The 26,269-nt window shown below is 69.6% G+C and carries 20 protein-coding genes, 1 tRNA gene and 1 pseudogene; 7 read left to right on the top strand and 15 right to left on the bottom strand.

Features of this window, described 5'->3' with window-relative positions; translation table 11 throughout:
- Positions 1–89: 89 nt before the first annotated feature.
- Complete coding sequence (gene fdh / locus IEY79_RS27590) at positions 90–3,347, top strand: formate dehydrogenase (protein ID WP_189110320.1); 3,258 nt, start codon at positions 90–92, stop codon at positions 3,345–3,347.
- Positions 3,348–3,399: 52 nt separating this feature from the next.
- Here the strand turns inward: fdh and selD are convergent, their stop codons facing one another.
- Entirely contained in the window at positions 3,400–4,431 is a 1,032-nt protein-coding gene (gene selD / locus IEY79_RS27585; protein ID WP_189110319.1) for a selenide, water dikinase SelD, read from the bottom strand.
- 110 nt (positions 4,432–4,541) lie between these two features.
- Between selD and IEY79_RS27580 the strand changes: the two genes are divergently transcribed.
- Positions 4,542–4,635 (top strand) — tRNA-Sec (locus tag IEY79_RS27580).
- A gap of 88 nt (positions 4,636–4,723) precedes the next feature.
- Here IEY79_RS27580 and IEY79_RS27575 read toward each other — a convergent pair.
- From IEY79_RS27575 to IEY79_RS27530, 10 genes and pseudogenes are all read right to left on the bottom strand, one after another.
- A pseudogene (locus IEY79_RS27575) lies at positions 4,724–6,418 on the bottom strand (GTP-binding protein); the annotation flags it as partial.
- Between the two features lie 5 nt (positions 6,419–6,423).
- The gene (selA, locus tag IEY79_RS27570; RefSeq protein ID WP_189110318.1) at positions 6,424–7,761 is read right to left on the bottom strand and encodes an L-seryl-tRNA(Sec) selenium transferase; all 1,338 of its coding nucleotides are present in this window, start codon (positions 7,759–7,761) and stop codon (positions 6,424–6,426) included.
- 157 nt (positions 7,762–7,918) lie between these two features.
- Positions 7,919–9,133 carry a ferritin-like domain-containing protein gene (locus tag IEY79_RS27565; RefSeq protein ID WP_189110317.1) on the bottom strand — a complete coding sequence of 405 codons (1,215 nt, stop codon included), beginning with the start codon at positions 9,131–9,133 and terminating at the stop codon, positions 7,919–7,921.
- Complete coding sequence (locus IEY79_RS27560; protein WP_189110316.1) at positions 9,130–9,981, bottom strand: phosphate/phosphite/phosphonate ABC transporter substrate-binding protein; 852 nt, start codon at positions 9,979–9,981, stop codon at positions 9,130–9,132. Before IEY79_RS27560 ends, IEY79_RS27565 begins: the two co-directional genes overlap by 4 nt.
- On the bottom strand, positions 9,978–11,159 hold the full coding sequence (locus IEY79_RS27555; protein WP_189110315.1) for an acyl-CoA dehydrogenase family protein: 1,182 nt from the start codon (positions 11,157–11,159) through the stop codon (positions 9,978–9,980). The genes IEY79_RS27560 and IEY79_RS27555 overlap by 4 nt, the downstream gene beginning before the upstream one ends.
- A 157-nt stretch (positions 11,160–11,316) precedes the next feature.
- Entirely contained in the window at positions 11,317–12,315 is a 999-nt protein-coding gene (locus tag IEY79_RS27550; protein ID WP_189110314.1) for a LacI family DNA-binding transcriptional regulator, read from the bottom strand.
- On the bottom strand, positions 12,312–14,162 hold the full coding sequence (locus IEY79_RS27545) for a glycoside hydrolase family 36 protein (RefSeq protein WP_229701176.1): 1,851 nt from the start codon (positions 14,160–14,162) through the stop codon (positions 12,312–12,314). Before IEY79_RS27545 ends, IEY79_RS27550 begins: the two co-directional genes overlap by 4 nt.
- A gap of 2 nt (positions 14,163–14,164) precedes the next feature.
- Positions 14,165–15,043 carry a carbohydrate ABC transporter permease gene (locus tag IEY79_RS27540; protein ID WP_189110313.1) on the bottom strand — a complete coding sequence of 293 codons (879 nt, stop codon included), beginning with the start codon at positions 15,041–15,043 and terminating at the stop codon, positions 14,165–14,167.
- Positions 15,040–15,969: a carbohydrate ABC transporter permease gene (locus IEY79_RS27535; protein ID WP_189110312.1), complete on the bottom strand. Its 930-nt coding sequence runs from the start codon at positions 15,967–15,969 to the stop codon at positions 15,040–15,042. The genes IEY79_RS27540 and IEY79_RS27535 overlap by 4 nt, the downstream gene beginning before the upstream one ends.
- A complete protein-coding gene (locus IEY79_RS27530; RefSeq protein ID WP_189110311.1) occupies positions 15,966–17,312 on the bottom strand; it encodes an ABC transporter substrate-binding protein in 1,347 nt (448 codons plus the stop codon). Before IEY79_RS27530 ends, IEY79_RS27535 begins: the two co-directional genes overlap by 4 nt.
- Positions 17,313–17,510: 198 nt before the next feature.
- Here IEY79_RS27530 and IEY79_RS27525 point away from each other — a divergent pair, with 198 nt between their 5' ends.
- The gene (locus tag IEY79_RS27525) at positions 17,511–19,508 is read left to right on the top strand and encodes a carbohydrate-binding protein (RefSeq protein WP_189110310.1); all 1,998 of its coding nucleotides are present in this window, start codon (positions 17,511–17,513) and stop codon (positions 19,506–19,508) included.
- 323 nt (positions 19,509–19,831) lie between these two features.
- Positions 19,832–20,272: an acyl-CoA thioesterase gene (locus IEY79_RS27520; RefSeq protein WP_189110309.1), complete on the top strand. Its 441-nt coding sequence runs from the start codon at positions 19,832–19,834 to the stop codon at positions 20,270–20,272.
- 445 nt (positions 20,273–20,717) lie between these two features.
- On the opposite strand, the gene IEY79_RS27515 is transcribed toward IEY79_RS27520, so the two are convergent.
- Complete coding sequence (locus tag IEY79_RS27515; protein WP_189110308.1) at positions 20,718–21,335, bottom strand: TetR/AcrR family transcriptional regulator; 618 nt, start codon at positions 21,333–21,335, stop codon at positions 20,718–20,720.
- A 94-nt stretch (positions 21,336–21,429) separates the two neighbouring features.
- Between IEY79_RS27515 and IEY79_RS27510 the strand changes: the two genes are divergently transcribed.
- Positions 21,430–22,185, top strand: coding sequence for an SDR family NAD(P)-dependent oxidoreductase (locus IEY79_RS27510; protein WP_189110307.1), 756 nt, complete (start codon positions 21,430–21,432; stop codon positions 22,183–22,185).
- 103 nt (positions 22,186–22,288) lie between these two features.
- Complete coding sequence (locus IEY79_RS27505) at positions 22,289–22,684, top strand: TraR/DksA family transcriptional regulator (RefSeq protein ID WP_229701175.1); 396 nt, start codon at positions 22,289–22,291, stop codon at positions 22,682–22,684.
- 76 nt (positions 22,685–22,760) lie between these two features.
- On the opposite strand, the gene IEY79_RS27500 is transcribed toward IEY79_RS27505, so the two are convergent.
- Entirely contained in the window at positions 22,761–23,285 is a 525-nt protein-coding gene (locus IEY79_RS27500; RefSeq protein WP_189110306.1) for a CGNR zinc finger domain-containing protein, read from the bottom strand.
- Between the two features lie 26 nt (positions 23,286–23,311).
- Between IEY79_RS27500 and IEY79_RS27495 the strand changes: the two genes are divergently transcribed.
- Positions 23,312–24,559, top strand: a complete 1,248-nt coding sequence (locus tag IEY79_RS27495) for an MFS transporter (RefSeq protein ID WP_189110305.1) — start codon at positions 23,312–23,314, stop codon at positions 24,557–24,559.
- A 139-nt stretch (positions 24,560–24,698) separates the two neighbouring features.
- On the opposite strand, the gene IEY79_RS27490 is transcribed toward IEY79_RS27495, so the two are convergent.
- Both IEY79_RS27490 and IEY79_RS27485 read right to left on the bottom strand, forming a co-directional pair.
- Entirely contained in the window at positions 24,699–25,571 is an 873-nt protein-coding gene (locus IEY79_RS27490; RefSeq protein ID WP_189110304.1) for an LLM class flavin-dependent oxidoreductase, read from the bottom strand.
- A complete protein-coding gene (locus IEY79_RS27485) occupies positions 25,571–26,266 on the bottom strand; it encodes a hemerythrin domain-containing protein (RefSeq protein WP_189110303.1) in 696 nt (231 codons plus the stop codon). Before IEY79_RS27485 ends, IEY79_RS27490 begins: the two co-directional genes overlap by 1 nt.
- Positions 26,267–26,269 lie beyond the last annotated feature (3 nt).

Raw genomic sequence — 26,269 nt, 5'->3', positions numbered from 1 at the left:
GCACGTAAAGAGGAGCAGCATCACCAACCGAGGGCGGGAAGGCCGCGGGCACCGGCCGGTCGCCGAACGGTTCGCGGAGAGGTCGTGACATGGGCGTACGGACCTGGATCGATTCATGGCCGGTGTACCGACAGCTGAAAGGCAACGATCCGCTCGGCCGCGGGGCCGCCGTCAAGAGTCCGCTCAGCTCGGAGCGGAAGGCACGTCTGGACACGGCGGACAGGGTGGTGAAGTCGATCTGCCCGTACTGCGCCGTCGGCTGCGGTCAGGACGTCTACGTACAGGACGGCAAGGTCACCCAGATCGAAGGGGATCCCGATTCCCCTGTCTCACGCGGCCGGCTGTGTCCCAAGGGGTCGGCGAGCCTGCAGCTGACCACCGGGTCGGCCCGGGAACACCAGGTCCTCTACCGCCGCCCGAACAGTACTGAATGGGAGCACCTGGAGCTCGACACGGCGATGGACATGATCGCTGACCGAGTGGTGAAGGCGAGGCGCGAGGGCTGGGAGTGGGAAGACATCCACGGGGCACGCACCCGGCGCACCATGGGGTTCGCCAGCCTCGGCGGGGCAACGCTCGACAACGAGGAGAACTACCTGATCAAGAAGCTGTTCACCGCTCTCGGCGCGGTGCAGATCGAGAATCAGGCGCGCGTTTGACACTCCGCCACCGTCCCCGGTCTGGGGACTTCGTTCGGCCGCGGCGGGGCCACAACCTTCCAGCAGGACCTGCAGAACTCCGACCTGATCGTCATTCAGGGCTCGAACATGGCCGAGTGCCATCCGGTTGGGTTCCAGTGGGTGATGGAGGCCAAGGCGCGCGGCGCCAAGGTCATCCACGTCGATCCGCGTTTCACCAGGACCAGCGCTCTGGCCGATCTGCATGTGCCGCTGCGGGCCGGCAGCGACATCGCGTTCCTCGGCGGAATCATCAACTATGTCCTGCAGAACGACCGGTACTTCCGTGACTACGTCGTCGCGTACACCAACGCGCCAACCATCCTCAGTGAGGATTTCCAGGACACCGAGGATCTGGACGGTGTCTTCTCCGGGCTGGACACGGACAATCGGACATACGACAAGAGCACCTGGCAGTACGAAGGTTCACCGGACGTACGGGCGACGTCGGGTGAAAGGGACAGGGCGCCCATGGACGGCAACCGGACCGTCACCGAGGCGGGGCGTGGTGAGGCCACCGGTTCCGGGGGTGCCACCCTTGAGGAGTGCGACCAGGAGCGCGACGTCACGCTCAACCACCCCCGCTGCGTGTTCCAGGTACTCAAGCGGCACTTCTCCCGGTACACCCCGGAGATGGTGGAACAGATCTGCGGTGTGAAGCAGGACGCATTCCTGACGGTCTGTGAGATGTTCGCCGACAACTCGGGCCGGGAACGTACGACCGCCCTCGCGTACGCACTCGGATGGACGCAGCACACGGTGGGAGTGCAGTACGTGCGTACGGCGGCGATCCTGCAGACCCTGCTGGGCAATATCGGCCGGCCGGGCGGCGGAATCATGGCGCTGCGGGGCCATGCCTCGATCCAGGGCTCGACAGACATTCCCACGCTGTTCGATCTGCTGCCGGGCTACATCCACATGCCGCACGCGCACACGGACGAGAACCTCGACGCGTTCGTCGCGGTGCAGCAGACCCGGAAGGGCTACTGGGGTGCCACCCGCTCCTACGTGGTCAGCCTGCTCAAGGCGTACTGGGGCGACAACGCGACCGAGGAGAACGACTTCCGCTACGACTACCTGCCGCGGCTCACGGGCTCGCACAGTACCTACGACACGGTCAGGGCACAGATCGAGGGGAAGTGCAAAGGCTTCTTCCTGCTGGGCCAGAACCCGGCGGTGGGTTCCGCCAACGCGAAGATGCAGCGGCTGGGCATGGCCAACCTCGACTGGCTGGTCGTCCGGGACTTCTCCCTGATCGAGTCCGCCACGTGGTGGAAGGACGGCCCGGAGATCGAGACCGGTGAGATGCGTACGGAGGACATCGGCACCGAGGTGTTCTTCCTGCCCGCCGCCGCCCACACTGAGAAGTCCGGCAGTTTCACCAATACGCAGCGGATGCTGCAGTGGCATCACCAGGCGGTCGAGCCGGAGGGCGACGCACGCAGCGAACTGTGGTTCATGTACCACCTGGGCCGGATCATCCGGCGCAAACTCGCCGACTCCACCGACGAGATGGACCGTCCACTGCTCGATCTGACCTGGGACTACCCGACCCAGGGGGAGTTGCTCGAACCGGATGCCGAGGCAGTGCTCGCGGAGATCAACGGCCACGACTCCGAAGGCCGGCCGCTCTCCTCCTACCAGCAACTCTCCAGCGACGGTTCCACGTCCTGCGGCTGCTGGATCTACTGTGGTGTGTATGCCGGGGGAGTCAATCAGGCGGCTCGCCGTAAGCCCGGCAGTGAACAGGACTGGGTGGCCAACGAGTGGGCTTGGGCCTGGCCCGCCAACCGACGGGTCCTCTACAACCGCGCGTCGGCGGATCCGGACGGCAAGCCGTGGAGCGAACGCAAAGCACTGGTGTGGTGGGACCGGGACCGGGAGGTGTGGACGGGTCACGACACCCCGGACTTCGCTGTCGACAAGCCGCCGTGGTTCCAGCCGGCTGAAGGCGCGACCGGTGCGGACGCGCTTTCGGGGACGGACGCCTTCATCATGCAGTCGGACGGAAAGGCCTGGCTGTACGCTCCCGCCGGACTGGTCGACGGTCCGCTGCCCACCCACTACGAGCCGCAGGAGTCGCCGTTCCCGAACGCGCTCTACGGACAGCAACGCAACCCCGTAAGGCAGTTGCTCCCCTCGGGTGTCGACAACCGCTATCACCCGTCGGGTGCGGAACAAGGCGCGGACGTCTTCCCGTACGTGGTGACCACCTATCGGCTCACCGAGCACCACACCGCCGGTGGGATGTCACGGTGGCAGCCCTACCTGGCGGAACTCCAGCCGGAGTTCTTCTGTGAGGTTTCCCCCGAACTCGCCGCCGAGCGTGAACTGGAGGCCAACGGCTGGGCCACCATCGTCAGCGCGCGGGGAGTGGTGGAGGCCAGAGTGCTGGTCACGGAGCGGATGACTCCGCTCCTGGTACAGGGCCGTACGCTGCACCAGATCGGCCTCCCCTGGCACTGGGGACCCAACGGATACGCCGTCGGGGACGCCGCGAACGAGTTGACACACATGTCGCTCGACCCGAACGTTCACATCCAGGAGAGCAAGGCCATCACCGTCGACATCCGGCCCGGCAGGCGCCCGCGTGGCCCGGCCGCCGCCGACTTCGTCCGGTCCTACCGCACCCGGGCGGGTATCGACGAGCACACCGGACGCGCGCAGTGAACGCGGATGGCAGACGCACGGCCGGCGCGCCGCACGCGGCAGTCGCCGACCATCAGCGGATCACGAGTGTGTGTTCGGCGGGCGCCACCAGTTCCCCGATGACCGGTGCGCCGGGAATCTCACCGGCCACCAGCAGGCCGCCCGAGGTCTGCGCGTCCGCCAGGAGCAGCCGGGTGTCCTCAGCCGCGGTGCCGAAGTCGGTGTGTGGCGACACCCATTCCAAGTTGCGGCGAGTCCCGCCACTGACGAAACCCTCACGGACGGCGCTCCACGCGCCGTCCAGGTAAGGTACGGCCGCCGCGTCGATGACAGCACTGACCCCCGAGGCCCTGGCCAGCTTGTACAGGTGACCGAGCAGCCCGAAGCCGGTGACATCGGTCGCGCAGGCCGCACCAGCTTCCACGGCGGCCTCCGCAGCGGCCCGGTTGAGTTCCACCATGGTCGCCACCGCCTGTTCGAAGTTCTCGCCGGTGGCCTTGTGCCGGTTGTTGAGCACGCCGAGGCCGAGCGGCTTGGTGAGTGACAGCGGCGTCCCCGGCGTCCCGCGGTCGTTGCGCAGCAGCCGCGCCGGGTCGGCGATGCCCGTGACCGCCATCCCGTACTTGGGTTCCGGGTCATCGACACTGTGGCCGCCTCCCACATGGCAGCCCGCCTGCGCAGCGATGTCCAGACCACCGCGCAGGACCTCCCTGGCGAGCTCGAAGGGGAGCGTCTCGCGCGGCCAGGCCAGCAGGTTGACCGCCACGACCGGCTGGCCGCCCATCGCGTAGACATCGGACAGCGCGTTGGCGGCGGCGATGCGGCCCCAGTCGTAGGGATCGTCCACCACCGGGGTGAAGAAGTCCGCCGTGGCCAGCAAGGCGGTGCCGCCCGGTCCCGGGCCCGGCAGCCTGACCGCGGCCGCGTCGTCACCCGTCTCCATTCCGACCAGCAGTTCGGTCGCGTGACCGGCACCGGCCCGGGTGCCGGTGAGGCCGGCGACGATGTCCTCCAACTCACCGGGCGGGATTTTGCAGGCGCATCCACCTCCGTGCGCGTACTGCGTCAGGCGGACGCCGGGGGCGACTTGTTGGGCGGATGTCATACCACTCCTGTTCTGTGGGAAACCTGCCGAGGGGCTCGCGGCCGCGCTTTCGAGCCGGACGCCCAAGGATCGGTATTCTGCCGTTTTGTCGATTCCTACGTGGGCGGCAAGGAGGCGTGTGGGTGCCTGGTGGCCCTCCCGGTCTTCAAAACCGAGGTGTCCGAGGATCTCGGGCAGGCGGGTTCGATTCCCGTCCGCCTCCGCTTCCGTTGTCCGCGTCCGCCCGGTGTCTGCGGTGTGTCTGATCGACGCGTTCGGTCCAGCCGCACCGGTCCAGGTGCTCCATCAGGGGAACGGCGACACGGCGTGTCGTGTCAAGCGCCCGACGGGCCTCGCTGAGCGTGAACGGCTGCTGCAGACCGGCGAGGATCCCGGCCGCGTCGGCGTCCGCCGTGGGCAGCAGCACGATTCCTTCCGCGACCTTGAGCAGTTCACCGGCCGCCGCCGCGGCGGCCATCTCCCTCACGCCCAGGCCGAGTTCGGTGAGCCGGGCGGCCTCCGGGGCACGGAAGGGCGAGCGGGCAAGGTCCTTACGGACCGCGTCGACCGCCGATCGTACTGCGGGGGGCAACTCCGGCCGGCGGACCGTGCCGTGGATCCTGCCGTCACGCTGCGTCAAAGTGGGTGCGCCGACCGACGCCACCAGGGCGTCGACGAGCAGCCTGTCGGGCAGCTTGAGGAGCCTGCGGGCCTCCTCGGTCGGCAGGCAGGGGTCCAGCGGATGGGCCTCGGCATGCTCCTCCACGGCGGCGACGAGTCGGGTACGCAGCCTGTCCCACAGGACCGGGTCGACGAGCCAATCCCCTGCCACGGGCCGGATTTCGGCAGGCGCGCCCATCGCTTCGAGGTCGCCGGCCCGTACCAGGCCGCGGCGACGCAGTTCGCCGGCGGGGTCAGGGAGGCCGGAAGTCCCTTCCAACTCGCGTGCCCTCGCTGCCGCCGCCCCGCGACGCCTCAACCGCGGTGTGCGTACGTCCAGCACGGTGATCCCGAACGGGGGCCGGTGCCCGCCGGGATCACGTAGCAGAGCCGCGTCGCCGAGCCGGAGGGGCAGCTCTCTGGCGAGGGTCAGCCTCGCGGTGTCGTGGCCCAAGGGGCGCACCGTGACGGCTACCGCGGCGGAGCCGACATGCAGGGTCAGCTGACGCGGCAGGTCGTGGGCGCCGTCGCCGTGCGTCCGTACGTCGACCACACCGGTGGTCAACCAGCGGCCCGGTGTCAGCAGTGCGTCGCCGCGCCGGACGGCCCCCGCGCCGGGCCCGTGGACATTGACCGCGACCCGGGCGACGCCGGCCACCTCCGTGCGGTCCTCCCGCAGGGCCTGCATCCCCCGGACGCGCAGTGCCTGCCCGTTCGCCGCGGTGAGGCGGTCACCAAGGCGGATCGTGCCCTCGCCGAGCGTCCCGGTGACCACCGTTCCGTGGCCCCGTACCGTGAAAGCGCGGTCCACCCACAGACGCACGTCCGCCGCCGGGTCGGCAGCGGGCAACGAGCCCGCCAAGCGGAGGAGTGCCGAGCGGAGTTCGTCGATGCCCCTGCCGGTGACCGCGCTGACGGCGACCGCTTCGACCGTGCCCAGTGAACTGGCGGCGATCCGCCGCACCGCGTCGGCGCTCACCGGTCCGGGATCAGCCAGATCACCGCGCGTTACCGCCAGAACCCCGTGGCGGACGCCGAGGGCGTCCAGCACGCTCAGATGTTCCTGCGACTGTGCCTGCCAGCCTTGATCCGCGGCGACCACGAAAAGGACCGCGGGTACCGGACCGACACCGGCGAGCATGTTCGCGACGAGTCTTTCGTGCCCCGGTACGTCGACGAACGCCATCGGTTCACCCTCGGGGACGGGCCGGAACCAGACGAAACCCAGATCGAGCGTCAGTCCCCGGCGGCGCTCCTCCTCCCAGCGGTCGGGTTCCATGCCGGTGAGCGTCCTGACCAACGTGGATTTCCCGTGATCGATGTGTCCGGCCGTGGCGATGACATGCATCCTCGTCATCTCCCTGCCGCGGCGTGAACCGCACCGGCGAGGGCGGTATCCGATTCGGCCGGCACCGCACGCAGGTCGAGCAGACAGCGTCCGCCGTCGAGCCGGCCCACCACGGCGGGTGATACGGCACGCAACCTGTCCGCGTAGTGTGCGGGCAGTGACACAGCGGCGCTGTCCAGCACCACGCCGGGGGCCGACCCGCCGCCAACTGTCGCCTCGCTGTCCACCGCTTGGGCATCGATGCCCGCGTCGCGCAGCCCGGCGGAGAGTCGTTCGGCACGTTCGATCAGACTGGTGATGTCGCAGTGCAGGGCCGTATACGTGGGTGTCCGTGGGCCCCGCAGCGTGGCCTCCAGTGCGGCGAGTGTCAGTTTGTCCACGCGCAGAGCCCGGGCGAGCGGGTGCCGGGCCATGCGCAGGACGAGATCCTCCTGCCCCAGGACCAGGCCGCACTGGGGCCCGCCGAGGAGCTTGTCACCGCTGGCGGTGACCATGGACGCGCCCGCTCTGAGCCAGCTCTCCGCATCGGGCTCCTCGGGAAGCATCGGTTCCGGGGCCAGGAGTCCGGAACCGATGTCCGCGACCACGGGGACACCGAGGCCGACCAGTTCCTCCACACCCGTCGCGCGAGTGAAGCCCGTGATGCGGAAGTTGGAGGGGTGGACCTTCAGCACGAACCCGGTGCGGGGCCCCACCGCCTTCGCGTAGTCGTCGAGCGTGGTCCGGTTCGTGGTCCCGACTTCTCGCAGGCGGGCCCCGGTGGACACCAGGAGGTCCGGCAGCCTGAAGCCGTCTCCGATCTCCACCATCTCGCCGCGACTGACGATGATCTCCTTGCCAGCGGCGAGTGCCGTAGCCGCCAGTACCAGCGCGGCCGCACCGTTGTTCACCACATGCGCCGCACCGGCCGCGGGGACCTTCTCCCTCAGGGCGGCCAGCACGGTGCGACCGCGACGGCCGCGCTTCCCACTGTCCAAGTCCAGTTCCACATCGGTCGGTCCGCACGCGCAGACGACGGCCGAGCGGGCCGCCGCCGACAAGGAGGCACGGCCGAGGTTCGTGTGGAGCAGCACTCCGGTGGCGTTGATCACGGACCGCAGTCCTCCCGCGGTCAACGGCAGAGCGGCCACGGCCGCGTCGACCACGGCCCCGGTGGGAATCTCGCCCGCCCGTGCCTGCTGCTGGGCCGCCCTTACCGCGGACTTCACCAGAGGGCGTCCCAGACGTTCCGAAGCCTCCACGAGTCTTGGATCCGCCAGGACGACATCGGTGCGGGCCACCCAGTTCCGGTGCCCGGCAGGGATTCCCCTGGGCACCTCGGTGGTCACCTTGTCACGGCTCATCGCCGACCCTTCTGCTGGCACTCGCCGTCATCCTCAAGATCTTTCGTTGCGAAAACACGTACGCCGGTTTCCGGAAGCACCGCACTCGCCTCGGAGGCACCCCGCACGACGCGACGCTGTCCCCTTCGCGCGCGGGTGAGAGCCACCGCTGACCGGATCACATGAAGTTACGGGTGTGCAGGGCGGAGAGTTCGGCCGCCTCGTCGGCGGGGAACCCCAGCCGGATCAGCAGGCGTTGCCGCGCGTGGTCCATCGTGGTCAGCAACTCGCCGACCTGAGCGTGCCCCCGGGCCACGGCGGCCGGGTCCCAACTGCCCGCGGCCAGCACGACGAGCGAGTCGAGCACGTCCTGGTTGAGCCCCGCCGTGTCCCGCAGCACGTCGTGGCGGCGCTCGACGGCGCCGCGCAGCCGGCCGCGCAACCCTGGGTCCACGGACGCCTGGTGCTGCAGGTGGGCGACGCCGAAGGCGACATGGCGGGCCTCGTCCTGGTGGGCGAGGCGCACCACTGTACGGGTCACCGGATCGGGCGCGTGGCGTTCGAGGAACGCCAGCAGGTTGAGGAAGCTCCCTTCGCCGAGCACCGAGAGCAGGAACGAGGCAAGCGCGAAATCCGGTTCGGCGAGGAGCGTGGTCAGGGAGGCACGCCCACCGGCCGAGGAAGTGCCCAGCCGCCCTGTTTTCAACAGCGCCCTGCGGGTGAAGACCTCAACGTGGCGGGCCTCGTCCGCGGCCTGCACGGCGAGCAGTTGGACAACTTCCCGGAAGTGCGGGTGGATGCGTGCCAGCAACCGCGCCGGCACCACCAGGGCCGCCTGCTCGTTCTCCACCAGATACGTCATCACCTGCACCACCGCCTCCTCCACGGCGGCAGGCAGTTCGAAGGCGGCGTCCCAGGGCACGGCGACGGCGGGGTCCCACTGGGCCGACGCCGCGTGCGCGTACAGCTTCGGGGCGATGTCGGCCCACACCAGGTCCCGTTCGGCCAGGTCGAACCCCGGAGCCGGGGCACCGTCCTCGACGAGTGCCCCCCGGGCGGCGAGCCCCCAGCCCGGCTCGGGGTTTCTGACGATCTCGTGCGGCGAGGGACCACCGGCGCGCCGGGCGCCGGCCCAGCGGTCGAGGCCGGCGGGCCCGCGGACGATCACCGCTCGTACCGGGGTGTCCCGATCCCCTCCGGGTTGCACGAGATGGCCCCTGCCGCGGCACCACGCCCTCAGATGGGTCACAAGGGCGGGGTGGTTCCCGGTCACCTCAAGAGGCTCCCCGGGCCGCAGACCGGAGAGCACCCGCTGCACCAGGAGGTGGGCGCCCTGATCGAAACCGAGGTGCGCCAGGTCGACAGCGGCCGGTGCGCCGGCTGGACGGTTCACGGCCGGTAGCCCTCGGCGGTCACCCGGCCGGCCGCGTCGTAGAAGCCCACTTCACCGACGGCGGCCTCCAGCGCCGCGAACCCCTCAGTCCTGCCGTGAACCCAGACGTTGAGGCCTTCGAGGTCGAACAGCCGCCGCACCTCCGGGTCGTCGGGCGACATGCCGAGCAGCAGTTCGCCGAAGCGCTCGGTGATCGACGCGGGCGCGGAGTCGTTGACGGCCATGACGCAGTGGTCGTAAGGGGCGGTCTCCGCGAGGATCCGTGTGCTGCCGGGCGGCAGCGTGCCTTCTTTGCCGAACAGCAGGTGGTTCGCGTCGAGGAGGCAGGCGGCCGCCGCCCGTCCCGACATCAGGGCCCGGACGGCGTCGCGTTCGCCGCCGACGTGGTCGCCGTGCAGCCCGACTCCCACGTCATGGCCCAGGATCTCGATGTCATCCCCTGGCCTCAGGCCCTCGGAGCGCAGCAGCGACAGCGGAATGAGGGTGGCCTGCGGTGAGTCCACGGCGCCGACCGCCACGCTCTCCCCCTTGAGGTCGCCCGGCCGGTGGTAGGGCGCCTCCGACCGTACGACGACCACGGACCGCAGGTCGCGGTCGGTGTCCCGGGCGACGACCGGGTGCAGCCGCACGCCTTCCGCCGCGGCCAGCCGGCCGGCCCGGATCCAGGCGAGCGGGGAGTTCCACGCCGCGTGGATCCGCCCCGCGACGAGGTCCTCCACCTGTCGCTCGTAGTGCGAATACAGCACGAAGTCGAAGGGCAGTCCGTGAGTGGTCAGCCACGAGCGGAAGCCCGTCCAGATGGTGACCGTTTTCGGGTCGTAGGCGACGGCCCCCATCAGCAGCGTCATGAGGCCGCCCCGAACAACCGCATGCCAAGACTCGCCCGGCCGGTGAAGTCGTAGAGCGCCTCGGTGGTGGGAGCCATGACGCGGGCCGCCAGCGCGTCCCGGAAGCGCCGCTCGATGCCCAGCCCGCGGCGGAAGGCGGCACCGCCGCACAGTCGCATGACCCCGTCCGCGACGTCCGCCGCCGCCTCCGCGGCAACCGCCTTGACCTGCAGGACGCGCAGCATGGCGTCCGGCCGGCCGGTCTCCAGCGCGCCGATCGTGTCCGCCAGGAACACCCGCGCGGTGTCGGCGCGGGTCCGCAGCCTGGCGTACGCGTCGCGTACCGGCTGCCTGTCCGCCAAGGTCTGTTCCAGGTGCTCCAGCCGTACACCCAGCAGATGGTCCCTGGCCTGCCCGAGGAGCGCCTCGCACACGCCCGCGCAGAAGGCCGCGTTCAGCACCAGGAACCGGGGCAGCGCCGTGGCCAGGGCGATGTCCAGGCCCTCGCCGTCCGCCCCGAGCATGGCCGAGGCGGGCACGTGCACGGACTCGCCGCTGACCGGGCTCGACGCGTTGCCGCGAAGGCCGAAGCCGTCGAACGCGTCCTTGACCGACAGTCCGGGCGTGCCGGCCGGCACGTGCCACAGGGTCATGGGTCCGTCGGCTGCCAGCGGCCGGCTCGACCACACGTAGCTGTCGGCGTGGCCGGCGGCGGTCACCCAGCTCTTCTCGGCGTCCAGGCGGACGAGACCGGCTCCGTCCTGCGCTGCCGTTCCCACAGGAACCCAGAAGTTGCTGCGGGAGCCCGCCTCGGAGAAGGCCAGGGTGGACAGGTGCTCCCCGCGGGCGACGGCCCCGCGGACGTCCAGGTCGCCGTGTGCCTCGATCACGGCCGCGGCCGAGTAGTGCATGAGCACCACCATCGCGGTGGAGGAACACGCCCCGGCCAGTCGCTCGACAACCTGTGCCGCGACCGCGAGCGACGCCTGGGCGCCCCCGACCTCGGCGGCACTCGTAAGACCCAGGACGCCCGCGCGGGCCAGCGCCGCCATCCCTTCGGCGGGAAAGGCGCCCAGCCGGTCGACGTCTTCCGACCGGGGCGCGATCGTGTCCTCGATCGCCCGTTTCAGCGCGTCGAGGACGTCGTCCGCGGAAACGACGTGCGGAGGGGTGGTCCGGTTGGCGGACACAGAGGTCATGGGTACTTCCTCGGGGACGACGCGGTCGGGGAGTTGCCGCTGCGACGGTAGACGCAGGCCCCGCACCTGTGGAGATACTCACAACACCCTTCACCTGAAGGGGTACCCACGGTTGCGCCGACGGAGTGACGGCCGCGCTGTCGGCCGGTCCTCCGGGCTACCCCTGGCGCACCGGGGCCGTCGTCGCCCTGATGACCAGTTCGGGGTCGAAGAGCAGCTCGCCCGTCGGCACGTCACGGTTGCTGACCAGGGCCAAGACGCCCCGGCCCACCTCCAGGGCGAGTCCGGAAGCGGGCTGGCGGACCGTGGTGAGCGGTGGGTCGGTGAACTCCGTGATCATCGAGCCGTCGTAGCCCACCACCGACACGTCGTCCGGCACCGAGCGCCCCAGCCGCCGGATACCGCGGACAGCGCCGAGGGCCATGTAGTCGCTGGCGGCGACGATCGCCGTTGCGCCGAGTTGGAGCAGCGCCCCGGCCGCCGCCTGGCCGCCCTCGACCGTGTACGACTGCCGGATCACCCAACGCCCCGGATTCTCGATGCCCCGCTTGGTCATGGAGCTGAGGAAGCCCTGGACGCGCCGGTCCGCGGGGTGGTTGCCGGCCGGACCGGACGCCATACCGATGTCACGGTGGCCCAGGCGATAGAGGTGGTCGACGGCCAGTTCGGCGGCGAGGGTGTCGTCCGTGGAGTAGACGGGAGCCGGGACACCGTCGGCGAAGACACCGTTGATGCCGACGTAGGGGATGCGCCGGGCGCGCAGAATCTCGTACGTCTCCGTGTCCGCGCCCTCGACGGTGTTCGACGCCGACAGGAAGACGACCGCGGCGACGCCCTTGTCCGCCAGCGCGGTGATGAACTCGCGCTCCTGCACTCCGCCGGGGAAGGCGGGGCACAGAACGGTCTTCAGCCCGTGCGGCGCGAGCGCCGACTCCAGCCGCTCGGCGACGTCCGCGAAGAACGGGTTGGACACGAACTCCGTGACGACGGCGACCAGTTGCCCCTGGGTGGGCCGCTCGTAGCCGAGTTCGGCCATGGCCTGCTCGACCGCGTCCCTGGTCCTCTTCGCGACCCCCTGCCGCCGGTTGATGACCCGGCTGACGGTCGCCTCGCTGACCTGGGCACGGGCTGCGACCTCGGTGATCCCGACCTTCATCCCGCGCCTTCCGTGATGTGCAGTTTGACCAGTCCCATACGCGGGACCGGCAGCGTGTGCGGGCCGGTCGCCAGGCTCGTCCGGCTCCGGTCGATCATACGGCCGGAGGGGTGATGGGCGGTCAGTTCCACGGTGACGCGCGGCCCGGTGTTCTCCACCCGGAGCTGGTCCGCGGACGTGCCGTTCACCAGGACCAACTCGCCGCAGGCCGACAGGTCCACGGGCACCACGCGCGTGCTGTGCACGTCAATGACGCGTATCCCCTCGCCGGTCGCGTCCACGAGCGTGTAGAGATCGTCCGGGCGGCCCGGCTCGACGGTCCCGTCCAGCAGCGCACCGCGCAGCCGTCGCCACTCGGCGAGCCAGAAGGCCACCGATTGGCGCTGCTCTCCGGAGATCCGGTCGAGGCGTACGGAGAGCTGCGGCACCGAGTGCAGGGCGCCGATCAACTGCCGGGCGGCGGCCTCGACGGGGGCGTCCCGGTGCCACATCAGCATGTCGGACTGGACGGCGCCGCCGATGGCGAGCAGCGAGGTGTCCAGGGTCCGGACCCGATTGGCCGTGGCGTCGGCCGGACAGTCGAAGGAGCGCAGCATGTTGCCGAAGGGAGCCATGCCGGGCCCGGTGTACGGCTGGCGCAGCTCGATGAGCGGGTCGGGGAGCAACTCCTCAAGGGCCGCCCGGACATCGGTGAGCAGCGCGGTCATGGCCACGCCCACGTCGGACGTGTCCGCCGTGTCGGGGCAGGGGTGGCCGCCGCCCGCCGCGTACACCATGGCCTGGTCGAGAAAGTCGATCTTGAGTCCGTCGAGTCCGTGATCGGCGACGACACGCGTGCACAACTGGACGACGTGGCGCCGCACTTCGGGCACGCGGGGGTCGAGGACGTAGGCGCCGGGTGTGCTGCCGGGAGCGGGCGCGTGGGGCGCCCACCGGCCGAAGCAGTCGGCGTCCGGCCCGAGCAGCAGCGGCGCGAGCCACACCATGTAGCGCAGTCCGCCGGCCCGGACGCGGGCCACATGGCCGGCGAAGTCGGGGAACTTGGCGCGGTCGGGCCGCCAGTCGCCGCACCCCGCGTAGCCGCGTCCGCTGCCCAGCTCCTGCCAGCCGTCGTCGAGAATCAGGACTCCGCAGCCGGCTTCGGCCGCGAGCACCGCCTGGGTCTCGACGGACTCGGCGTCGACGTCCTGGTTGAAGGCGTACCAGGTCGAGTACACGGGCGTACGGGCCGAGTCCGGCACGGCCATCGGGGTGATCTCACGGGCGAACCAGCCCCGCAGGGCCCTCATCGCGACCGCCACCGATTCGGCCCGGGGCACGAACAGCAGGCGGTGCGCCTCGTCCGAGGGGGGCAGGCTGAGATGGACGACATGGGTGTCGTGCTCCTCGGAGACCCCGAACCGCATCGACACCTCCGGTACCGGATCGACCGCCGCGAAGGCCAGCATGGTGGTGCCCACGTGGTCGTACAGGCAGCCCGCGGCGTGTCCGCTGACCAGCGACACCCGCGCTCGGCCGGCCCAGTCGGCGAGCAGGGTACGCTGCCAGCCGCCGTCCGGATGCCAGTACCCGGCGGCGTCACCCAGGGGCACGGAGAGCCGTATCTCCACCGGTGCGCCGTCGGCGCGTACGGACAACATCCGCAGGCCGCCCGGGAGTTCGGTCAGGTCCCAGGCGGGGTCCTGGCCAGGGGAGTCCGGGGCGACGACCGCGATCCGTACGTCGTCGAGGAGCGGCAGGTACGGCGCGGGGGCCAGTTCGGCCGTGGTGACGGCCCCGGCGTCCGGCACTGTGCCGCCGGGCCGTGTCAGGGGCTCCCGCAGACCTGAGGTCTGGACGGACTGCACACTTACTCCTTCACGGCGCCGGCGAGGAGACCGGAGACGAAGTGACGCTGAAGCGCGAGGAAGACGATGGCCATGGGGATCGCGGCGATGGAGGTGCCGGCGAGGATCGCTCCGTAGTCCGTGTTGTCGATCCCCTGCAAGGAGGCGAGGGCGACGGGGATGGTGAAGGAGGCGCCGTCCCGCAGCACGATCAGCGGCCAGACGAAGTCGTTCCACTGGTAGAGGAAGAGGAAGATCGCCAGCGCGGCGAGGCCGGGCTTCATCGGCGGGAGGACGACTTTCCAGAAGAGCCGCAGTTCACCGCAGCCGTCCATCCGGCCCGAGTCGAGGAGTTCGTCGGGCAGCGCCGCCATCGACTGGCGCATCAGGAAGATCCCGAAGGGCAGCGCGAGGTTGGGCATGATCACGGCCTGGTAGGTGTCCAGCCACTGGAGCTGCGCCATCATCTTGAACAGCGGGACGAGCGTGACCTGACTGGGGATGACCAGGCCGAGCATGAGGAGTCCGAAGAGCGCCTCGCGGCCCTTGAAGCGGTACTTGGCGAAGGCGTACCCGGCCAGTGTGCAGACCGCCGCCGCGCACACCGTGTAGAGCGTGGCGATCAGCAGGGAGTTCAGGATGACCCGGCCGAACCCCGCGGACTCCTGGAGCGCGGAGAGGTTGTCCCCCAGGTGCCCGCCGGGCAGCAGGGGCGGCGGACTGTCGAAGATGTCGTCGGAGCTGTGGGTGGAGGCGATCATCAGCCAGTAGAAGGGGATCGCGACGGCGGCGAGGACGATGGCGAGCGAGGACGTGAGCAGAATGCTTCTGCCGCGGGTCCGGTCTCCGGCTGTTCCGGCCGTTCCGGCCGTTCTGGCTGTCTTCGGAGCGGTCGTGGTCACGGCTTGTCTCCCAGCACACGGAACTGGATCACGCCGAGGATTCCGATCAGCACGGCGAGCGCGTAGGCGATGGCCGACGCGTAGCCGAAGTCGAAGTATGTGAAGGCGTTCTGGTACAGGTACACACCGATGGTGAGGGTGGCGTTGTCGGGCCCGCCGCCGGTGAGGATGTAGGGCTCGTCGAAGATCTGGAGGGTGCCGATCGTGGACAGCACCGTGGTGAGCAGGAGGGCGGGCCGCAGCCCCGGCAGCGTCACGTGCCGGAAGGACGCCCAGGCCCCGGCTCCGTCGACGGACGCGGCGTCGTACAGCTCGCCGGGAATCGTCTGGAGCCTGGCCAGCAGGATCACCGCGTTGTAGCCGGTGTAGTGCCAGGTCAGCGCGAGGCCGAGGGAAAGCTTCGCCCACAGCGGGTCGGTCAGCCACGGTACGGCGTCAACGCCGATCCCGGAGAGCAGCCAGTTGAGCAGCCCGTACTCCTTGTTGAGGAGCACGGAGAAGATGAGTCCGTACGCCACGAGACCGGTGACCATGGGCATGAAGAAGCCGAGCCGGAAGACGGAACGCCCGCGAAGCAGGGTCGAGTTGAGGGCGACGGCGAGCCCGGTGGCGAGCGCCAGCATCAGGGGGACCTGGACGACGAGGATGACCGCGGTGTTCTTCAGCGCGGTCCAGAAGAGCGGGTCGTCCAGCAGCCGGGTGTAGTTGTCGGCGCCGACGTAGGTGTCGACCCCGTCAACCGTCTTGTGGAGGCTGAGGACGAAGGACCAGGCGATGGGGTACAGCTTGAACGTCGCGAAGAGCGCGATCGCCGGGAGTACGAAGAGGTACGGGGCGAGTCGCCGGCCCTGCCACGGGCGTCGCGCGGTCCTCGCCGGGGCGGTGGGCGGGCCGTCCTTGTCCACCTCGGTGAGCGTGGCGGTCATCGCACGACCTTGCGCCCGGTCTGCTTGGCCAGTTGGCCGGCGGCGGCCTTCAGCACCGTGGCCGGGTCCGCGCCCTTGAGCAGCACTTTCGTCTGGGCGTCGGTGACGACCTTGAGCGCGCGGGCGTAGTCCGAGGTGTAGTTGAAGGCCGGTGACGGTGCCCGCAGGGCCTCGTAGAAGATCTCGCCCTTCTTCTGGCCACTGAAGAACGTCGACGGGGCGTGGAAGACCTCGTCGTCGTACGCCTTCATCAGGGCGGGCGCTATGCCCTGGTTCTTGTAGATCTTGACCTGGGAGGCGGGGCGCGTCAGTACGTACTCGATGAAGGTCCAGGCGGCGGCCTGGTTCTTGCTGCTGCCGGCGACGGCGAGGTGGGTGGAGTTGACGGTGGCGGCGTTGGTGCCGCCGCGGCGTACGGCCGGAGGCAGGCGGACCTTCCATTTGCCGGACTCCTCGGGCACCAGGTCCTCGATGACCCCGCCGAACCAGGTGGGCCAGGGAAGCACGGCGGCGGTCCCCTTCTTGACCGAGGTCTCCAGCGCCGTCCAGCCGCCCGCGAGATCGCTGACCAGGCCCGCGTCGTTCATCGTCTTGATGATCGTCATGGCCCGGACGGCCTCGGGGGAATCGAGGGTGATGTCCCCGTCCGAGTTGAAGTAGAACGTTCCCTCGAGCTGCAGCAGCAGCTGGAAGAAGTTGGCCGCGTCCGCCTCGGAGGCGGGCTTGTCGATGCCGAGCAGATGGGTGCCGGTCTTCTCCTTGATCTTCTTCCCGGCCTCGATGGCGTCGTCCCAGGTCCCCAGGGCGTCCGCGTCGACCCCGGCCTCCTCGAAGATGTCGGCGCGGTAGTAGAAGCCCGCCGAGTTGGCCTCCCAGGGCAGGGCGCTGACCTTGCCGCCCTTGCCCGAGACGGTCTCCCAAAGGCCCCGCGCGAAGGCGTCCTTGTACCTGTCGGCGCCCAGTTCACCAAGGTCCGCCAGGCCGTTGGGGAACTTCTCGACGTAGCCCGGGAGGTAGTCGACACCGATGTGCAGGACATCGGCGAGGCCGCTGCCGCCGGCTCCCATCGCAGTGGTGATCTTGTCCCAGATCGCCGGGTTGCCGATGTCCTGGACCGTGACCTCGATGTCCGGGAACTTCTTGTTGAACTCCGGGACGAGCGCCTTCATCTGCGCGGCGGGACCCTGCCAACTCCACACCGTGATCGCGCCCTTGTCCTTGGCGCCGGCGGATCCCGCGGCGCCGGTGTCGCCCGAGCCCGAGCAGGCGGTCAGGCCGGTGAGACCGGCACCGGCGGCAAGCGCGCCGCCCATTCGCAGCACTCTCCGACGTTCCATGTCCATGGCTGACCCACTCCTGCTCACGCACCGTTGACGAACCGACAGGCCGGGACGCTAGCAAGGTGCTTGCTTGACTTGCAATGGTCCGATGAAAACTTTCTGTCGTCCCAAACAACTCATCGCGTCAGATTCATTGCAAGCATTCAGTCGCCATTGCTAGCGTGCCGCCCGCCACGTCAACGAAGCCCGGGAGTACCGCCGATGAGACCTGCCCGACTGTCGCTTCTGTCCGCGCTCGCCCTGCTGGCGTCCCTGACGCCGCTCACCCTGGGACAGGCCTCGGCCACTCCCGCCTCTCCCGACGCCGGCACGCGCCACCCACCGGCTGGGGTCCCGGCTCTGCTGGAGATCGCCGACCCCGGCCTCGAACAGGGCGGCCACGGCTGGAAGTTCAGCACCGGCACGGGCATCGCGACCAACAACCCGCACGGCGGCTCACGGCTCCTCTACCTCGACGCGGGGGCGGGCGGGAAGGCCTCCCAGACGGTGACCGCCAACGGCCGCGGGATGTACGACATATCGGCCTGGATCGCGACGGGCGGGCCCGGCGGCCGGTATGTCGCACGCGTCAACGGCACCGAGGTGGCCGCCAAGGCCCTGCCCAGCACCTCCTCGTACCGCCGCCAGACCCTCGGCCGGATCGCCCTCGACCGGGGTGACAGGCTGGAGATCGCCTTCGAGTCCGGCGACGGCTGGATCAACGCCGACGACCTGATGGTGTCCCCCTCGTCGCCCGCGGACCCGCACGTCAGCTCCTCCGACCCGAAGATCGTCGAAATGTTCGACTGGTCGAAGCGCAAGGCCAACAGCTGGGTCCAACTGCCGGGCACCGAGGGCCCGCTCAACGTGGACGAGAACAACCTGCACGGCACCGGCTCCGGCGTCTACGCCCCGTCCTACTGGGCGGGCTACGCCAACCGCAGCGGCTATTACTCCCGCGACATGGCCCACCAGTTGGCCGGCGCGAGCGTGCTGGGTCTCGGCGCCGAGAACAAGGCGATGCTCCGCGCGTACGCCGAGTCCGCCACCGCCGAGCACAAGTACTACCCGGTGTGGGCGCTCAACTTCGACGCCACGACATACCTGTCCATCGACTACAAGGCGCCCGACGACTTCGTACGTGAGGTGCCCGCCACCTTCGAACTCGTACAGAAGGCCGCCGAGGCCTACCGCTGGAGCGGCGACCGCGCGTACGTCAACGACCCCGTTCTGTGGAACTTCTACCGCCACGCCACGAACGAGTTCGTCGAGCTGCACGACGGTCTGAAGGACAACGGGCCGGTGAAGGTCGCCGAGGGCACGGGCAAGGGCATCTTCGAGGGCGCCGCCAGCTACAACGAGCAGAGCGACGAGCCGCTGGCCGAGGCGGGCGACGCGATCGGCTCCCAGTACCAGGCCTATCTGGCGATGGCGTCGCTCGCCCGTGGCAAGGGCGACCGCGCTCTGGCCGCGGCGTACGACAAGAAGGCGAAAACCCTCAAGGACTACTTCAACTCGACCTGGAGCGGGACGGGTTCGGGCAGAGACATGGTGCGGGGCTACACCACCGACGGAGCGCCGCTCACCGGCTGGGGCAAGGAGAACAGCTGGTTCATGCCGATGAAGAAGATCATCGAGCCGGGGGCCCGCAACGACGCGTATCTCGACTACATCGACGCGCAGGCGTCGGGCGCGGGCAAGCCCGCCAACATCGAGGCGATCTCGTATCTGGCCGACACCTTCTTCCAGAACAACCGTCAGGACACCGCCTGGAACTGGATGTCGTACGTCTACGACCAGAAGGACATCCAGCACGTCAACGCCAAGCAGGGCACCAACGGCGACTATCCCGAGATTTCCTTCACCCTCCTCGGCCAGACGGTGGAGGGGCTGATGGGTATCACGCCCGACGCGCCGGAACGCACCCTCACGACGGTGTCGAGGCTGCCCTCCGGCATGGACTGGCTGAAGATCGACGACCTGGCCGTCGGCGGCAATACCTTCGGTGCCCGGCACGACGGGGCGACGAAGTCCAGCCTCACCAACTCCTCCGGCCCTTCGGCCTATTCGTGGGAGGCGCGCTTCCCCGGCACGTACTCCACGGTCAAGGTGAACGGGCGCGAGCGGAAGGCGAGGACCAAGGTCGTGGACGGGGTGACGTACACCTACGCGACCGTGTCGGTGGGCCGCGGACGGACCGTGACGGTCGAGGTCCGCTGAGCCGCGGTCCGCGCCGCGGGCGGGCCGGTCGTCCGTTGTGATGGCACCGCTGGTTCCGGGCCTCGCGCCGCGAGGCCCGGATTGCGATCGTCGGGGCCACGCCCGAGCCGGTGCCGTCAGGCGCAGCCCGCGGCGTGCTCCCGGTGCCCGCCGGTCCGGACATCGAGTACCTGACGCTCGACATCACCGGCCCCCTCGCAAGTCGCCGATGCCGCCGACGGATCACGCTTCCAGATGGCTCAGATTTGAGGAACAAGCTATCCGCTGCATCTGAAGGTACCGGCGCTACTCGGTTGCCCGGTCGAGTGACTAGACTTTTTACTATGTCCAATATTTTCAGGAAATATTTCGAAGTCCGCTGGGACGATGTCGACCTCAACGGCCATCTGCGCAGCACGAGGTACTTGGAGTACGCGACCACCGCTCGCCTCGGGCTTCTGATGGACGCGGGGTGGGATGTTCATGCCTTGCAGAAGAAGGGCGTTGCCGCTGTTCTGCACGGTGAGGACGTCAGATATCTGCACGAGGTCTTCCTGGCTGAGCAGGTCGCCGTGTCATGTCAGGTCGTGGGACTGAGCACGGACGGTGCGCGGTGGCGGATGGGGCACTCGGTGTCCCGAGAAGGTGGCGAAGAAGTCGCCGTCGTGCGTTCGCTCGGCGCCCGGATCGACATTCGCACCCGGAAGGTCACCCCACCCCCGCCCGGGCCCCGGGCCGCTGTCGAGGCCGCCCGATCGGATGACTGCGAAGTCATCGGCGCCTGACCTGGATGCCCTAAATTCCGGCATCCACTGAATCGGACGCCTACCTCTCCGACGTCGAAGCTGATCAAGCCGTCGGCATAGGGCCGCGAAGAGCGCACACGACGGTTCCACGTGCCGGCTGTCCGGGCCAGAAGCATCTCCGTCGCCACCAGTCCGCTCAGGCCCGCGGCTCCTCCCTTGGGCGGTGCGTACTGCACGTCACCGTCCGCCGTGATGTCCAGTCGCACCTAGGAACTCAGCCGGGCCGTCGAGAGCTCGGACAGCCGATCCCGCTCAGGCTGACCGATCCACCCGTAGAGCGTCGTGTTGACCAGATCTTGAACCAGACGGAGACCTCCCGGCGCGGGAGCTACGCCTGGGCGCACGCATCGAACAGCGCATCACCGGGCCGGCGGCCCGGCCCTCCGGGCACCGTCCACCCGCACAGGTGCCGTCGCCAGGTCGGTCAACCGGTCGGTGTCGGGCGCGCGGGGGTGGCGAGAAGCGCGTCGATGCCCAGGTCGAGGGCAGCTTCGAGGTGTGTGAGTGAGCCCGTGGACATCAGGATCGAGACGCCGCCCTGAATGCCGGCGAGCAGGGCGGCCGCGGCACGGTCTGCGTCGAGGCCGGGGGAGATCTCGCCGCGGTCCTGCATGGCCCGGATGCCGACGGTGAGGTGGGTCTGCCAAGAGGCGAGCAGTTCCCTGGTGACGGCCTGCGCGCCGGGGGTGGCGCGGGTGAGCTGTGCCGTGAGCGTGCCGAGCGGGCACTGCTGCCCCTGTCGGCGGTAGCGGTCGACGACCGCGTCGCGCCAGTTGTACCAGGCCCGCCGGGAGGTGAGTTCGCCGAGGTGGGGCTGCTGGTCGGACAGGACGCGGCCGGCCTCGTGCCGGGCCACGGCGAGCAGGAGCTCTTCCTTGCCGCCGGGGAAGTAGTGGAAGAGCTGGCTCTTGCTGGTGGCCGTGCGGGCGCGTATGTCGTCCAGGGTCGTCTCCGTCACGCCGCGCGCACGGATCTCCTGCGCGGCTCCCTCGATCACGCGTTGCCGGGTGGCCGCGCCCTTGGCGGTCAGTCGCGGTGTCATGCCTCCATCCTGCCATTTTCTGGACTTGCGGGTCCATTTTTAGGGTGGCACGTTTGCCTTCCCCAGCCCGTTCAGCGCGGAAAGGCAGTGCATCATGACCCAACGACTCACCGGGCGGACGGCCCTGGTCACCGGTTCCACCACCGGCCTCGGCGCCGCCATCGCGGAGGCTCTGGCCGCCGAGGGCGCGTTTGTCGTCGTCAGCGGACGCGACGCGCGCCGGGGCGGTGACGTGGTGGCGCGCATCGAGAAGGACGGCGGTGCGGCGGCATTCGTCACGGCGGACCTGTCCGCGGGCGCCGAGGTGATCGGCCGCTTCGCCACCGACACGATCACCGCGGCCGGCGGACGGATCGACGTGCTCGTCAACAACGCGGCGCTCCTGCTCACGCCCACCCCGACCGCCGAGGTGACGCAGGAGACCGTCGACGAGGCGCTGGCCGTGAGCGTGCGATCGCTGTTCCTCCTCACCGGCCTTCTGGCACCGCCCATGGCCGAGCGCGGCCGAGGAGCTGTCGTCAACCTGGGTTCCATCAACGGCATGCGGGGCGCGGCACAGTCGGCGCTCTACAGCATGACCAAAGCGGCCGTGCACTCGCTCACCACATCGTGGGCCGCGGAATACGGTCCGCACGGTGTGCGCGTCAACACCGTCGCTCCGGGCCCCACCCTGACGGAGAAGGTGGCTGCGATGGAGGAGCACCTGGCCCCGATCATCGCGCGCATGCCCTCCCGCCGCGCCGGCACCCCGGCGGAGGTGGCCGCCGCCGTCGTATTCCTCGCGAGCGACGAGGCCTCCCAGATCCACGGCGCGACCCTCGCCATCGACGGCGGCTTCACCGCGGTGTAGGCACACGACGGTACGTACGGCAGGCACGGAGTCGTACCCTTCACCTGACCGCGCACCGGCTGCCCCCAGTCACGATGTGCAGCCCGGCGCCCGGAATGCGTGGGTGGCGTCCGGCGTTTTCATCTACGTGAGTCCTCCGGCCCCGGTTGATCCTGCCTCCGTCCGCGCACGGCTTTCGGCGCGGCGTACGGACACGGCTGCTCGGATCCAAGCGCTCGAACGTGATTTCGACGCGATCGTCGAGGCGAACGCGCTGGTGGCGGTGGACGACGAGCACGACCCGGACGGGTCGAGCACCGCCTTTGAGCGGGCCCATGTCGCCTCCCTGCTCGCCCAGGCGCAACAGCAGCTGCTCGGCGTGGACCAGGCGCTGGAGCGACTGGAGCGGGGTGACTACGGGCGGTGCGAGAGCTGCGGCGAGGCGATCCCCGACGAGCGGCTGGAGGTACGGCCCTCGGCTCGTACCTGTGTGCGCTGCGCCGAGGCCCGGCCCCGCTGAGCAGTCGCTGACGACACCATCTAATCGGCTGAGCCCGTTCTCCGTGCCGGACCTGTGCATGTTCATGGTCCATTGGTCACGTGGCCGCGGTTCGCGCCCGGTGTCTGCGGACGGCATCGCGGTTGGCGCAGCGCTGCGAGCAGTAGCGCTGACGTCCGGTGCGCGAGGTGTCGGCGAAGGCGGTGTCGCACCCGGTCACCTCGCAGCGCCGCAGTCGGTGCATGCCCCGGCCCGTGAGATGCAGTGCGGTGCCGACCGCGAACAGCGTGAACAGGACTGACCCGAGGGGCTGTTCGGCGTCCCGGTAGTGCAGATGCCAGCCGGTGCCGGAGTGGGAGGTCAGCCGTGGGTAGGCGGCGGCTTCGGCCAGCATCCGGTTCAGAAGGCCCGCGCGTTCCTGCTCGTCGGCGGCGTCGACGATCATCTCCCAGATGTCCAGAGCCGCCCGGGCACGGTTCAGGTCGTCCGCTGTGACCGGTCGCTCCAACGTGAGCCCGGCGGTGCGGCAGCTTTCTGCCAGCTCATCCGTGCTCCCGGGCCGGCGGTTGGCCAGGGCCGCGGCGAGGTTCACCGCGTCCTCGCCGTAAGGGTTGAGGTGCATAAGACCATTACAACAGGGTGGTCCGCATGACACACCGTGCCGCCCGACAGCAGGGATCCGCGTCCCGCGATCCGTGGCGCTATCGCTGGACCGTGCTGGCCGTCGCCACCTTCACCCAGGCCGCATCCGGGTTCTTCGTGGGCGGCCTCGGAGCGCTCGGCGTCCACCTTCAGCGCGCACTCGGCCTGAGCACCGCACAGTTGGGGCTGCTGGTCTCGGCCGCCCAGTTCGTACCGCTCGCCGGGCTGCTGGTGGCCGGCGAGCTGCTGGACCGCTACAGCGAGCGCTGGGTTGTCGGGGTCGGGGCGGGTGTGGTCGCGGTGGCTCTGTGCGCGGGGAGCCTGGCGCCGGGATACGCGACGCTGCTGGTCGCGTTGCTGCTGGTGGGCGTTGGCTACAGCACCGTCCAGCCGGGCGGGAGCAAGTCGGTGGCGTCCTGGTTCAGCACGTCACAACGGGGCTTCGCGATGGGTGTCCGGCAGGCCGGGCTGCCGCTGGGGGCGGCGCTCGCCTCCGCCGTACTCCCGTTCGTCGCCGAGGAGTTCGGGTGGCGGGCCACCCTGCTGACCGGCGGCTGCGTCGCACTGCTCGGAGCCGGACTCTTCATGGGCTGCTACCGCCGACCGCCCGCGGTGCCCGCCCCGGCGGACAAGGGACCGTCCGATCCGCTCGCCGCGCAGCTCCGAGCCCGGCTGCGTATGCTCCGCGAACCGGCCATGGTGAAGATCATGCTGTCGGGGACCAGCCTGATCTCGGTCCAGTACGGCGTGAGCATCCTGACGGTGCTCCACCTCCACCGGACGTCATCGGTCGGCGCCGGAGCGGCGGCCCTGATCCTGGTGGCGTCCCAGGGCGCGGGCGTCGCGGGCCGGATCTGCCTGGCCGCCTGGAGCGACCGGAGCAGGTACGGCCGGTATGTCGTCGTGCTGGTCTGCATGGCCGCCGTGATCGCCGCACTGTCGGTGCTGACGACCCCGGCGGGACGGTCACCGGCCGTCGCTTCCGCCGTCTTCATCTGGCTCGGCTTCTTCGGCTTCGGCTGGTACGGCCCCTGGGTCGCCTACGTCACCGAAACGGCCCCGCAGGGCAAGACCGGCTTCGCCCTCGGCCTGGCCATGTCCGTCAACCAGATCGCCATCGTCACGATGCCACCCGTACTCGGACTGCTCGTCGACCTCACCACCAGCTTCACACCGGCCTGGGCACTTCTGTGCCTGCTGACGACCGTCGCCCTGACGATCACGGCCCACACGGAACGCCGCCGCGTCCGCTGACCGCGCTTCGACGGCTGCTCCCAACCTCCCGCGGGTCCGGGTATGCCGAGGTGTCGGTTTAACCCGAGCGGGGAGCGCCGCTCGGAGCAGACGATCCGGAGTGCTCTGCGGACCATCTGCTCACCAGGGCGGGTCGTGGTCAGCCAGTCGAGACGAGTTCGCGGACGGCAGGCGCGACTTCGGCGGCGAAGCGGCGAAGGAAGTCGGGCGACTGAACCCGGTACAGGAAGAACGTGTCGATCTGTCCTGCCAGTACAAGCTCGGCCAGCTGCTGGGCCCATACAGCGGGCGCCCCCTGCAGGAAGCCGGGGCCGGTACCGAACTCGCCCTCGATGTTGTAGCCGCGACGGATGCTCTGGGGTGACTGGCCGGCGGCCTCCGCGGCGTCATCGATGATCTTGTTCGCGCCGGGCAACGCCTCGGGGGGAAGGAAGGGCGAACTGGGGATCCATCCGTCGCCGATGGCACCTACGAGCCGGAGCAGGCGAGGTTGGTAGGCGCCGAACCAGATACCGATGGGGTGCACTGGTACGGGGCCGGGCCGAGCGCCGCCGAGCCTGTAGTGCGTGCCCTGGAATTGGACATCCTCTTTGGATGTCCACAGGGCACGGATGATGTGGGTGGCCTCCTCCAGCGCCTCGATGGACTGCCCGGCGGTGCGCTGGGGGCCACCCTCCGCCACGATGGACTCCCACATCTGCTGCGCTCCGGTACCGAGCCCCAGCTCGAACCGGCCGCCGCTGAGGATGTCCAGGGTGGCGGCGGTACGGGCGATCATCGCGGGCGGCCGAAGCGGCAGATTGAACAGATTGGGCATTACCGTGATCCGCTGTGTCCTGGCCACCATGGCCGACAGCAGCGCGACCGTGTCCAGACGCTCGGGCCAGTACGGGTGGTCGGACAAAGTGACGACGTCGTAGCCGAGTTGGTCCATGAGCTCGGCCCAGCCGACGACATCCTGCGGGCGGTCGGCTGCCGGTTCCAGCAGCGCGCCGAACCTCACCCCTGCCATCACGCCACCGCCCCGCGAGCGCCGATCCGAGCCGGAGCGGCGGTGCCGTACACCCGTCGCGCGTGTGCCGCGTAGGACTCCGAAGCCAGGTCCCCGATCACGCCGCTGATCTCGGGCGGCATCTGGGCGATGATGTCCCGCACTGTTTCGGGATCGGCCTCGTACGCCATCATCCCGAAGATCAGCGGAATCTGCTCCGGCGCGACGTCCCCGGCGCTGTCGGCGATCATCTGGCCCCACTCGGCCGCCGTGATGTGGTTCTCGATCAGGGGAAGCGCGAGGTCCTCCTCGACGGCGAGGTGTTCGACGAGACGCTCGTTCAGGCGGGTCATGGCGGCGGCGACGGTCTCACCTTGCGCCGCATCGGCGGTGCTCCGCCACCGCGCCAGTCCGGCGCGGACCTCGTCCAGCAGCGTGTCGATGGCCCCGTGCTGCTCCTCCATCACCCTGACCACCGCGTCGGCTTCTGTCCCCACCCGCTCGGCCAGCCGTGGCCACAGGTGTTTGTCCTCGGCGACGTGGTGGTGGTGGAGGCTGTTGTCGACGACCTGGAAGTGGTCGGCCACGATCGCGGCGCGCTCGACATCGCCGCCTGGAACCTCACAAATCAGAGTCGGAGCGAGTCCGATCTCACGCCGGAACATGGTGTGCGCCATATACATGTCACGGACGTCTGCCATGGCTGTGTTGGTCATGGT

It is taken from the genome of Streptomyces camponoticapitis (assembly GCF_014646115.1).
In the GTDB taxonomy this organism is placed as follows: Bacteria; Actinomycetota; Actinomycetes; order Streptomycetales; family Streptomycetaceae; genus Streptomyces; species Streptomyces camponoticapitis.
The sequence above is the reverse complement of the archived record's forward strand: the minus strand, read 5'-3'. Positions and strand labels throughout refer to the sequence as shown.